Below are 433 nucleotides of genomic sequence, written 5' to 3' on the forward strand. Positions count from 1 at the left end.
GGGCCCGCACCTGCGGAGTGAAAGCCATCGCGGTGGAAGACCTGGACTTCGCCGCGGAGAAGACCCGTGAGAAGCACGGCCGCCGCAAACGGTTCCGGCGGCTGATCTCGGGCATGCCCACCGGCCGGCTCCGCGCCCGGCTCACCTCCATGGCCGACCAGACCGGCATCACGATCATCGCGGTCGACCCGGCCTACACCTCCAAATGGGGCGCCCAGCACTGGCAAAAACCCCTCACCCACAAAGACAGGAAGACGACTCGCCACGAGGCTGCCGCCGTGGCGATCGGACGGCGCGCGGCATCGGACCGTCCAGGCCCGACCGGCGTGTCCTTGGGCGTGAGGGACCCCGCCCTCCCGTTCCCGGACCACGGACACGATCCGTGCCGCCGGACCGCGGAGCGAACGCGGGCAACCAGAACGCCCAACACCGT

General features: G+C 70.4%; 1 pseudogene. It reads left to right on the plus strand.

Annotated elements, in window-relative coordinates:
• Positions 1-17 precede the first annotated feature (17 nt).
• Positions 18-433, plus strand: a pseudogene (locus IG08_RS0153525) (IS200/IS605 family accessory protein TnpB-related protein); the annotation flags it as partial.

This window comes from Streptomyces fulvoviolaceus, assembly GCF_000718165.1.
Taxonomy (GTDB): Bacteria; Actinomycetota; Actinomycetes; order Streptomycetales; family Streptomycetaceae; genus Streptomyces; species Streptomyces fulvoviolaceus.